General features: G+C 65.2%; 11 protein-coding genes. 3 read left to right on the top strand and 8 right to left on the bottom strand.

Going from position 1 to position 10849, the window contains the following annotated elements; all coding sequences use genetic code 11:
* Nucleotides 1–101: 101 nt before the first annotated feature.
* The 4 genes from RTI28_RS05605 to rpoE form a co-directional block, all read right to left on the bottom strand.
* The gene (locus RTI28_RS05605; protein ID WP_316919617.1) at nt 102–1481 is read right to left on the bottom strand and encodes a DegQ family serine endoprotease; all 1380 of its coding nucleotides are present in this window, start codon (nt 1479–1481) and stop codon (nt 102–104) included.
* A gap of 312 nt (nt 1482–1793) precedes the next feature.
* Nucleotides 1794–2759, bottom strand: coding sequence for a MucB/RseB C-terminal domain-containing protein (locus RTI28_RS05600; RefSeq protein ID WP_316919512.1), 966 nt, complete (start codon nt 2757–2759; stop codon nt 1794–1796).
* Between the two features lie 25 nt (nt 2760–2784).
* Nucleotides 2785–3378: a sigma-E factor negative regulatory protein gene (locus RTI28_RS05595; RefSeq protein WP_316919511.1), complete on the bottom strand. Its 594-nt coding sequence runs from the start codon at nt 3376–3378 to the stop codon at nt 2785–2787.
* A gap of 31 nt (nt 3379–3409) precedes the next feature.
* Complete coding sequence (rpoE, locus tag RTI28_RS05590) at nt 3410–3991, bottom strand: RNA polymerase sigma factor RpoE (RefSeq protein WP_003252049.1); 582 nt, start codon at nt 3989–3991, stop codon at nt 3410–3412.
* Nucleotides 3992–4447: 456 nt separating this feature from the next.
* On the opposite strand from rpoE, the gene nadB reads away from it, so the two are divergent.
* On the top strand, nt 4448–6064 hold the full coding sequence (gene nadB, locus RTI28_RS05585; protein ID WP_316919510.1) for an L-aspartate oxidase: 1617 nt from the start codon (nt 4448–4450) through the stop codon (nt 6062–6064).
* Here the strand turns inward: nadB and RTI28_RS05580 are convergent.
* Entirely contained in the window at nt 6033–6485 is a 453-nt protein-coding gene (locus RTI28_RS05580) for a protein YgfX (protein ID WP_316919509.1), read from the bottom strand. The two genes, nadB and RTI28_RS05580, sit on opposite strands and share 32 nt — an antisense overlap.
* Nucleotides 6469–6723 (bottom strand): succinate dehydrogenase assembly factor 2, encoded by a 255-nt coding sequence (locus RTI28_RS05575; protein WP_003252043.1) that lies wholly within the window; start codon nt 6721–6723, stop codon nt 6469–6471. The genes RTI28_RS05580 and RTI28_RS05575 overlap by 17 nt, the downstream gene beginning before the upstream one ends.
* Nucleotides 6724–6867: 144 nt before the next feature.
* Between RTI28_RS05575 and RTI28_RS05570 the strand changes: the two genes are divergently transcribed.
* Nucleotides 6868–7797 (top strand): folate-binding protein YgfZ, encoded by a 930-nt coding sequence (locus RTI28_RS05570; protein WP_316919508.1) that lies wholly within the window; start codon nt 6868–6870, stop codon nt 7795–7797.
* Nucleotides 7798–7856: 59 nt separating this feature from the next.
* Nucleotides 7857–8660, top strand: coding sequence for an HDOD domain-containing protein (locus tag RTI28_RS05565; protein ID WP_316919507.1), 804 nt, complete (start codon nt 7857–7859; stop codon nt 8658–8660).
* A gap of 60 nt (nt 8661–8720) precedes the next feature.
* Here the strand turns inward: RTI28_RS05565 and RTI28_RS05560 are convergent, their stop codons facing one another.
* Together RTI28_RS05560 and RTI28_RS05555 are read right to left on the bottom strand one after the other, a co-directional pair.
* A complete protein-coding gene (locus tag RTI28_RS05560) occupies nt 8721–10103 on the bottom strand; it encodes a sensor histidine kinase (RefSeq protein ID WP_316919506.1) in 1383 nt (460 codons plus the stop codon).
* Nucleotides 10096–10767 carry a response regulator gene (locus RTI28_RS05555; RefSeq protein ID WP_316919505.1) on the bottom strand — a complete coding sequence of 224 codons (672 nt, stop codon included), beginning with the start codon at nt 10765–10767 and terminating at the stop codon, nt 10096–10098. The genes RTI28_RS05560 and RTI28_RS05555 overlap by 8 nt, the downstream gene beginning before the upstream one ends.
* Nucleotides 10768–10849: the final 82 nt, after the last annotated feature.

Genomic DNA, 10849 nt, shown 5'->3' with positions numbered 1-10849 from the left:
CAGAAATACCAGGTAGGCAGGCAAAGCCAGGCAATTCAAGGGCTTGCCGCGCCCACGAAAAAGGGCAGCCGAGGCTGCCCTTTTTCGCGGCTTGCCGGGGGTTATTCGGCGAGCTTGAAGGTGATGAAGCTGGCGCGGCCCTGACGCAGCACGCGCATGGACACCGAACGGTTCTTCGGCAATTCCTTGGCAATCTCGGTGAACTCCTTGGCCGAGGTGATCGCCTGGTTGTTCAGGTGGCTGATGACATCACCCGGACGCAGGCCGATCAGCGCCGCCGGCCCCTCCTGGACGTCCTTGATGACCACGCCGCCCTGCAGTTCGAGGGACTTCTTCTGCTCGGCGGTCAGGTCCGAGACGGTCACGCCAAGGCGGTTGCTGCTGCGCTCGACCGAGCCGCTCGGGCTGGTGGTGACTTCCTGGTCTTCGTCCGGCAGCGCGCCGATGGTCACGTCGAGGTTCTGGCGCTTGCCGTTGCGGATGATTTCCAGCTTGGCCTTGGCGCCGTCCTTGAGACCGCCGACCAGGTGCGGCAGGTCGGCCGACATGATGATCGGCTGGCCGTTCAGGCTGAGGATCACGTCGCCCACCTGCAGGCCGCCCTTGGCCGCCGGGCCGTCTTCCAGGACCTGGGCCACCAGGGCACCGGCCGGCTTGTCCAGGCCGAAGGATTCGGCCAGGTCCTTGTTGACCTCCTGGATCACCACGCCGAGCCAGCCGCGGCTGACCTTGCCGTCTTTCTTCAGCTGGTTGGAAACGTCCAGCGCCACGTCGATCGGGATGGCGAACGACAGGCCCATGAAGCCGCCGGAGCGGGTGAAGATCTGCGAGTTGATGCCGACCACTTCACCGTTCATGTTGAACAGCGGGCCACCCGAGTTGCCCGGGTTGATCGCCACGTCGGTCTGGATGAACGGCACGTAGGTGTCGTTGGGCAGGGTACGGCCCTTGGCGCTGACGATGCCCTTGGTCACCGAATGGTCGAAGCCGAACGGCGAACCGATGGCCAGTACCCACTCACCGACCTTCAGCTTCGCCGAATCGCCCAGTTTCACGGTCGGCAGGTTCTTGCCCTCGACCTTGAGCAGGGCCACGTCGGTACGCGGGTCGGTGCCCACCAGCTTGGCCTGCAGCTCGCTGCGGTCGGAAAGGCGGACGATGATCTCGTCGGCGTCGGCGATCACGTGGTTGTTGGTCAGGACATAGCCGTCATCGGAAATGATGAAGCCCGAGCCCAGCGACTGTGCTTCGCGCTGGCGGTCGCCACGGGGCGAGCGAGGCTGCTGCGGCAGGCTGCGCTCGAAGAATTCGCGGAACATCGGCGGCAAGCCTTCCAGGTCGGGCATCTGCCCCTGGGCGTACTTGCGATCCGGCAGCTTCTGCTTGGTGCTGATGTTCACCACCGCCGGCGAGGCCTGCTCGACCAGGGTGGTGAAGTCCGGCAGGGCTTCGGCTTGCGCGGTCGCCATCTGACCGAGCATGAGCACGGCGGCGAACAGCGATAGATAGGATTTCAAGCGTGGTATCGACATACGGCTCCCGTCACAACGAGCGTGGTTAAGCGGTAGGGACCTGCCAATGAAAAAGGCCCGGCGGCAACCCGAAGGCTGCGACCAGGCCTGGAACATCGGCATTTCTTGAGGCTGCAACAGCAGGAAAGGCCAGACCCGCGAGGGCCTGACCTATAGAAAATTCTGGATGGTTTTGCAAACTTGAAGGCTTACCAATCATGTCAGCGGCTCTGGGACATGCCTTTCATCCTTTGTCGTCCTTGTACCCTGCAACACCGGTCGTCACTGGCTGGCCTGAGCGTCCTGCGGGCGCATCGACAGGGCCACGCGCTCGGCGGTACCGATGGGAATCTCGCCGACCACCGTCACCATCACTTCACCCTTGGGCGTGGTCAGTTGCCGCGACACCGCGACCGTCGGCCCCAGCTGGGTGCGGGTGTCGAGACCGCCACCGCCATCCAGCGCCTCGAGGAACACCGAGAAACGCGCGAGGCCGTCGTCATACATCAGGCTGCTGACGTTGTGCTTGCCGTCGGCATCCTTGCGCACATTGCTGGTGACCAGTTCGAAACCCGGCGGCAACCATTCCGAACGCCAGCCGGCCACGGCCTCGGCGGCCTGTGCGCTGACCTGGGCCACAGGTCGGCAATTGCTGCTGGGCTTGAGCTGACTGTCCTCGGGGATGTTGCGGGTATCCAGGCGGGTGAACTGGAAGCGCTCCAGCAGCTGTTCCTTGTCGTTGATCAACAGGGATTTCAGCGGCAGCGCGGTTTCCCGGTCCAGGTGCAGTTCGAAGGCATAGCGGTGCTGGTCACGGGGGCGCAAGGTGACGATTACCACATCACGCCCGGCTACCCTGGACTGCCCTGCGACAGCCAGGTCGTACCAGCTCATCAACTTCAGAGGATCGAGCACACGTGCCGACGACTGCGTCGCATTGCCGACTCCCGACACCAGGGCCCCACTCACGCACTGGGTGTGGCCATCCACGCGCACGACTTCCTGAGCCGGGCCATCGAGCTGCAACAAACGCTCGCTGACCTTGCCGTCCTGGACTCGATGCCAGATATCGTGAGTGGAAAAACTGCCATTGCGTTCGTAGACGAAAGTGCCCTGGTAACTCTGCTCCTGCTCGGACCTGGCCAGACGATTGAGCCAGTCGGCGGCATCGGTCGACGAATTGGCGGCGTGGGCCGGCAAGGTCATGAAGCCGCTGAGCAAGAGCGGTATGAGAGGTAGCGCGCGCATGATCCTCCTTCAGGTGTTCTGGGTCCTAGCGGTTTTCCAGGCTGGCCGCGCGGGCATAGGGCAGCGCGCTTTCAGTACCTTTCACGGCAGCTTCCTGGGCATGTTGGCGCAGGTAGCCCGGCAGACGCTGGTCCTGCCAGCCGCTCTGACCTTGCAGCACGCCATTGGCCATCGGGCCAGGGGCCTGCTCGGAACTTTCACTATAGCCTGCCAGAACCGCCGGGCCCTGAACTTGCGGTGCGACCAGGCCCTGCTGGGTCGGTTGCTGCGCCGCCAGTTGCGCACCGGTGATCTCGTCCTGGTTGTACAGGCGCACACCCGCCAGCACCGCCAGGGTGACCGACGCGGCAACCGCCAGGCGGCCTACGCTGCGCCATGGGCCGCGAGCGACCTTGACCGGCGTGGCCTCGTCGGCCAGCGCGGCGGAGACTGCCGAGGCGATGTCCAGCTTGGGCATCAGCAGTTCCTTGTGCATCGCTGCACGGGCAACCTGATAGCGCGACCAGGTGGCACGGGTTTCGGGGTCGTCGACGGCATTCAATACCCGACGCAACTCCAGTTCGTCCGCTTCGTTATCCATCACCGCGGACAGCGATTCCTGCAAAGCTTCACGACTCATGACGGTTCCTCTCTTGGCTGTCGCCGCTGTCTCAGGTTTCCTGCAACAACGGCTGCAGGGCTTTGTCTATGGCCTCCCGAGCGCGGAAGATTCGAGAGCGCACGGTACCCACCGGACACTGCATGACGCTGGCAATGTCCTCGTAACTCAGACCATCGAATTCACGTAAAGTTAACGCCGTACGCAAATCTTCTGGCAGTTGCTGAATGGTTCGATGGACGGTGCCTTCGATCTCATCGCGCAACAGCGAGCGTTCGGGGGATTCGAGATCCTTGAGGCCATGATCGCCGTCGTAAAACTCTGCATCCTCGGAACTTACATCGCTGTCCGGTGGCCGCCGACCGCGGGACACCAGATAGTTTTTCGCCGTGTTGATCGCAATGCGGTACAGCCAGGTGTAGAAGGCGCTGTCACCACGAAAATTGCCAAGTGCACGGTAGGCCTTGATGAACGCTTCCTGCGCCACATCCTGGGCCTCATGGGTGTCGTGCACGAATCGCACGATCAACCCGAGAATCTTGTGCTGATACTTCAGCACCAACAGATCGAACGCTCGCCTGTCGCCGCGCTGCACGCGCTCGACAAGCTGCTGATCCTCTTCCTGGGTTAGCATGAACACTCCTCGGTGAACCTGGAGGAGTCTCGCATCTGCCATCGTTCAGGCTTGCAACCATAGACTCGGGCTTTTTGCAAAAGTTCTCCCCCTCCAGACAAGTTTCCTGCGGCCCTTGAACGACTCGCACGAAAACGCAGCACGGTCCTGACCGGCTGCGTCGATAAATCAGTCTTCTATACATGGGCAACCGCTCAAACCGGCCGTTGCCTCCTGTCATCACGGCTGCTGACTCATAGGCAACCCCCTATGGATACGCACGATTCCCGGAAAGTTCCCACACGCGGCAGGCAGAACCGTGTATGACATGGAAATCAGGGCATCGAGACTGCTATAAAGGCAGCCCACCCAGATTCACGATAGTTTCACAATGCCATAAACGCTTGACCATTGTGCCGAGTCCACTGTCCTTATTCCAGTGTCCTACGTGGTCGCCCCGCGCGGAAAATCCAAGACATGAGCCAACAATTCCAACATGACGTCCTCGTGATCGGCAGCGGTGCCGCGGGCCTGAGCCTGGCCCTGAACCTGCCTTCGCACCTGCGCATCGCCGTCCTGAGCAAGGGCGACCTGGCCAACGGCTCGACATTCTGGGCGCAAGGCGGGGTCGCCGCGGTACTGGACGACGCCGACACCGTGCAGTCCCACGTCGAAGACACCCTCAACGCCGGCGGCGGCCTGTGCCACGAGGACGCCGTGCGTTTCACCGTAGAACACAGCCGCGAGGCCATCCAGTGGCTGATCGACCAGGGCGTGCCGTTCACCCGCGACGAACACGCCAGCGTCGACGACGGCGGCTTCGAGTTCCACCTGACCCGCGAGGGCGGTCACAGCCACCGGCGCATCATCCACGCCGCCGACGCCACCGGCGCGGCGATCTTCAAGACCCTGCTCGACCAGGCCCGCCAGCGGCCGAACATCGAGTTGCTGGAACAGCGCGTGGCGGTGGACCTGATCACCGAACGTCGCCTGGGCCTTGCCGGCGAGCGCTGCCTGGGCGCCTACGTGCTCAACCGCGCCAGCGGCGAAGTGGATACCTACGGCGCGCGCTTCACCGTGCTGGCCACCGGCGGCGCGGCCAAGGTCTACCTCTATACCAGCAACCCCGACGGCGCCTGCGGCGACGGCATCGCCATGGCCTGGCGCGCCGGTTGCCGGGTCGCCAACCTGGAATTCAACCAGTTCCACCCGACCTGCCTGTATCACCCGCAGGCCAAGAGCTTCCTCATCACCGAAGCCCTGCGTGGCGAGGGTGGGTTGCTCAAGCTGCCCAACGGCGAGCGCTTCATGGAACGCTTCGACCCGCGTGCCGAACTGGCGCCGCGGGATATCGTGGCGCGAGCCATCGACCATGAAATGAAGCGCCTGGGCGTCGACTGCGTGTACCTGGACATCAGCCACAAGCCGGCGGATTTCATCAAGAACCACTTCCCCACCGTCTACGAGCGCTGCCTGACCTTCGGCATCGACATCACCCGCCAGGCCATCCCGGTGGTCCCGGCGGCCCACTACACCTGCGGCGGGGTCATGATCGACCAGGATGGCCGCACCGACGTGCCCAGCCTGTATGCCATCGGCGAGACCAGTTTCACCGGCCTGCACGGCGCCAACCGCATGGCCAGCAACTCGCTGCTGGAGTGTTTCGTCTATGGCCGCTCCGCCGCCGCCGACATCGTCGCCCAGCTGGACCAGGTGGACATGCCGCAAGCCCTGCCCTGCTGGGACGCGAGCCAGGTCACCGATTCGGACGAGGATGTGATCATCGCGCACAACTGGGACGAACTGCGGCGATTCATGTGGGACTACGTGGGCATCGTGCGTACCAGCAAGCGCCTGCAGCGCGCCCAGCATCGCGTGCGCCTGCTGCTCGACGAGATCGACGAGTTCTACAGCAACTACAAGGTCAGCCGCGACCTGATCGAGCTGCGCAACCTGGCCCAGGTCGCCGAACTGATGATTCTCTCGGCCATGCAGCGCAAGGAATCCCGCGGCCTGCACTACACCCTCGACTACCCGGGGCTGCTGCCTGAGGCGCTGGACACTATCCTGCAGCCGTCCACCTTCGCCGACTGAACTTCAGGCGCACGCGCAGGCGCCGGTGCTGCACCGGTTCCAGCGCGTCATGGCCGATGCACTGGCTACGGGCGAAAAACTGCCCGGACCGCCGAAAACGCAGGATCACCAACCCCGGCAGCGCCATGCTGTCGGGGCGCAGTTGCACCTGATGCCATCCGCGGGCAATGCTCCACAGGTACCAGCCCTGGGCATCGCGACGCAGGCCGGTAATGGCCTCGGGATGGGTCAGCAGGATGTGCCGGGGGATGACCCAGGCGGCATGGGCCAGGCACAGGGCGAGGCCGATGCCGGAGAGAAACACGGGCAGCGCCAGCAGCAGCGAGGCCGCGCAGGCGAGAGTCAGGCAGGCGAGGTAAACCGCCAGCAGGTGCTTCGAGCCCCGCCAGCGGCATTCGAAGCGATCACTTGGGCTGGACACGGTCCAGGATGATGCGAACCATGCGCTGCAGCTCCGGGTCTTCCGATTCGGTGCGCTCCATGAACCAGCCGAACATGTCCTGGTCTTCACAGCTCAACAGACGTACGTACAGCTCGCGATCCGTCTCGTTCAGGGTCGGGTAGACCTCCTGGGTGAAAGGTACCAGCAGTACGTCCAGTTCCAGCATGCCGCGGCGGCTGTGCCAGAACAGGCGGTTGAGTTCAGTTTGTTCGACCATGGGGCCCTCCTCGAATAGGCGGCCAGTATACAGACGGAACCCGCGATGGGCACACGGCGTTGGTCGAGTGGGTGGTGAGGCTGCTACCTATTTTGCCGATGGCACTCTATGATGGCCGCCAGTCTTGATTACCTGCGATGAACCATGGCCGATTCCGCTTTTTTCTGCACCCTGTCCCATGAAGGCATCCTCGCCGTCCGCGGTTCCGACGCCGGCAAGTTCCTGCAAGGTCAGCTGACCTGCCATATCGGTTATCTCAACGAACACACCTCCAGCCTCGGCTCGCGCTGCATGCAGAAGGGCCGGATGCAGTCGAGCTTCCGCATCCTGCCGGAGGGCGACGGTTTCCTCCTGGCCATGACCCGCGAACTGCTCGAGCCCCAACTGGCCGACCTGAAGAAGTACGCGGTGTTCTCCAAGGCCAAGCTGACCGACGAGAGCGCCGCCTGGGTCCGCTTCGGCCTCGACCAGGGCGAAGCCGCCCTCGCCGCCCTGGGCCTCGAAGTCCCTGGCGACGCCGGTGCTACCGTGCGCCATGACGGCCTGATCGCCATCAACGTGTCGCCGCGGCGTGTCGAACTCTGGGTCCCCGCCGAACGCGCCGACGCCGTGCGCACGCAGCTCGCCGCCAGCCTGGCGCAAGGCGAGCTGGACGACTGGCTGCTGGGGCAGATCCGCGCCGGTATCGGCCAGGTCATGGCGCAGACCCGCGAGCTGTTCATCCCGCAGATGATCAACCTGCAGGCGGTCGGTGGCGTGAGCTTCAAGAAAGGCTGCTATACCGGCCAGGAAATCGTCGCGCGCATGCAGTACCTGGGCAAACTCAAGCGCCGCCTGTACCGCCTGGCCTTGAGCGAAGGGCCAATGCCGGCGCCAGGCAGCGAGATCTTCTCGCCGACCCATGCGTCGTCGGTGGGCGAAGTGGTCCTGGCCGCCCGCGGCGAACTGCTCGCGGTGCTCACCGCCGATTCGGTGGAAGACGGCAACCTGCACCTGGGCAGCCTCGAAGGCCCGCGCCTGGGCCTGCTGGACCTGCCCTACGAACTGGACCGCGACCGCGAGATCCAGCGCTGAGCCCGCCCTGCCCCGCCATGTACCGGCGGGGCCATCCCTGAACGCGGGAGAGAAACACCATGAACACGCTGGCCAGGATGGTGCAAACGCAGTTGCTGCGCGCCATCGACAATGACGACCTGGTCCTGCCGACCCTGCCCGAGGTCGCCATGAGCATCCGCGAGGCCGCGGAAGACACCGAGATCAGCGTCGCCACCCTGAGCAAGGTCATCGGCCGCGACGCCGCCCTGGCCGCGCGCCTGATCAAGGTGGTCAACAGCCCGTTGCTGCGGGCGATCACCGAGGTCACCGACCTGCAGACCGCGATCACCCGCCTCGGGGTGAACTACAGCTGCAACCTGGCGATCGGCCTGGTGATCGAGCAGATCTTCCATGCCCGCTCGGAAGCGGTGGAACAGAAGATGCGGGAAATCTGGGCGAAAAGCCTGGAAATCGCCGGCATCAGCTATGAACTGAGTTCGCGCTATACCGACCTCAAGCCGGACCAGGCGGCCCTCGCCGGGCTGGTCCACCAGATCGGGGTGCTGCCGATCCTGACCTATGCAGAGGAGCACAACGAACTGCTCTCCGACCCGGTCTGCCTGAACCATGTGATCGAGCAGATCCATCCGGAGCTGGGCGACAAGATCCTCAGTGTCTGGGAGTTTCCCGAGCAACTGGCGAACCTGCCGGGAGAAGTGCAGAACCTGGAACGGCGTTCGGCGCGGATCGACTACGTGGACATCGTGCAGATCGCCCGCGCCCTGAGCGAGAGCGCCGGGCGGCCGTTGCGGGAATTACCGGCGCTGCGCCACCTGGCGGTGCCGGCGGGCGGCTTGCTGTCCGACGATGATCTGCTGGATGCGCAGCGGATGTTCAGGTAGAAAGCCCGCCACCACCCCGTAGGAGCGCGGCTTGCCCGCGCTCCTACGGGGGCATGCGCATCAGGCTGCGGGGTTGAAACTCACCCGCACCTTCAACCCACCCTTCTCGCCATCATGCAGGCTGATCGCCGCCAGGTGCGCGCGGCAGATCTCGCCGACGATCGCCAGCCCCAGCCCGGTGCCCTGCACGCTGCGCCGATAGAAACGCTCGAACACCTTGTCGCGCTCCTCCGGCGGAATGCCCGGGCCATCGTCCTCCACCTCCAGCTCGCACGGTGCGCTGACCCGCAGGATCACGTTGCCGCCCTTGGGCGTATGAGCCAGCGCGTTGTCCACCAGGTTGCTGAGCAGTTCGTTGAGCAAGGTCGGCTCGCCGCGCACCCACACCGGTGCCTCGGCCTCCAGGGCCAGGGCGATGCCGCGGGCATGGGCCAGGGGCGCCATGGCCATGGCCAGTTCGCGGGTCAGCTGACTCAGGTCGAGCAGTTCGGCGCCGCCCTCGGCGATCGCCCGCGCGCCATTCTCCACCCGGGCCATGGACAGCAGCTGGTTGGCCAGGTGCGTCAGCTTGTCGGTGCTCTGCGCCGTGGCTTGCAGGGTGTCGTGCCAGACTTCCGGCTGCTTCGCCCGCAGGCCCAGTTCGACCCGTGCCTTCAGCGCCGCCAGTGGCGTGCGCAGTTCGTGCGCGGCATCGGCGATGAACTGCGCCTGACGCTCGAATTGCTCGCGCAGGCGCTCGGTGAAGTGGTTCAGCGCGCCCACCAGCGGCCCCAGTTCCTGCTGCACTTCCACCGTCGGCAACGGCCGCAGGTCATCCGGCTGGCGCTCTTCCACCGCGCTGCGCAGACGCTCCAGCGGACGCAGCGCCGCACTCACGGCGAACCACACCAGCAGCAACGCGCCCAGCGCCAGCATACCCAGGCGCAGCAAGGTATCGGCCATCAGGCTGCGGGCCATGCGCACCCGCGCCTCCTCGGTCTCGGCGACCCGGATCTCGGCCATGCCGTTCATGTTCGGTTCGCTGACCGCCTTGAGCAGGCTGACCACGCGCACGTCCTGGCCCAGGTAACGGGCATCGTAGAAGCGCGCCAGCGCCGGGTAGTCGTCGGTGCGCGGGGTTCCCGGCGGCGGCGCGGGAATGTTCTCGTAGCCGGAGATCAGCTTCTGGTGGATGTCGTTGACCTGGTAGTAGATACGCCCGGCGCTGTCGTAGGCGAAGGTGTCCAGGGCCACGTAGGGCACATCGGCGCTGAGCGTGCCGTCGCGCTGCGAGAGGCCGGCGGCGATGGTCCGCGCCGACGCCAGCAGGGTGCGGTCGTAGGCGGTGTCGGCGGCCTCGCGACCGTTCCAGTAGGCACTCAGGCCGCTGGCGATCATCAGCACCACCAGCAGCAGCGCGAGGTTCCCCAGCAGGCGCCCGCGCAGGCTGCCAGCGTTACGCATCGCGGTGTTCCAGCAGGTAGCCGAGGCCGCGGAAGGTGACGATGGCCACGGCATGCCCATCGAGCTTCTTGCGCAGGCGGTGGACGTAGATCTCGATGGCGTCGGGGCTGGCTTCCTCGTCCAGGCCGAACACCTGCGAGGCCAGCTGTTCCTTGCTCATCACCCGCCCGGGACGGGCGATCAGCGCCTCCAGCACGGCCTGCTCGCGGGAAGTCAGGGTCAGCAGCTCGTCGTTGAGGGTGAAGCGCCGGGTGTCGAGGTCGTAGACCAGCGGCCCGCAGCGCTGCTGGCGTTCGCCGCCGAGCACGCTGCGCCGCAGCAAGGCCTTGACCCGCGCTTCCAGCTCGGTCAGCTCGAACGGCTTGGCCAGGTAGTCGTCGGCGCCGAGGTTGAGGCCGTGGACCCGGTCCTTGACGTCGCTGCGCGCGGTCAGCATCAGCACCGGCAGGGTCTTGCCGCGGGCGCGCAGGCGCGCCAGCACCTCGAAACCGTCCATCCGCGGCAGGCCCACGTCGAGCACCGCCGCCGCGTAGTCCTCGCTGGCCAGGGCCAGGTCGGCGGCCACCCCGTCGTGCAGTACATCGACGGTCAGGCCCTGGCTTTTCAGGGCCTGGGCCACGCTTTCGGCCAACTGCAGATGGTCTTCGACGAGCAGCACTCGCATCGGTTTCTCCCGGTCGCATCGCGTTCAGTGGCGCGGAGTTTACAGAGGAAGCAGGTCCTGTGAAGCCGCCGCAAGAATGAAA

Source organism: Pseudomonas sp. zfem002 (genome assembly GCF_032621685.1).
GTDB classification, from domain to species: domain Bacteria; phylum Pseudomonadota; class Gammaproteobacteria; order Pseudomonadales; family Pseudomonadaceae; genus Aquipseudomonas; species Aquipseudomonas japonica.
The sequence above is the reverse complement of the archived record's forward strand: the minus strand, read 5'-3'. Positions and strand labels throughout refer to the sequence as shown.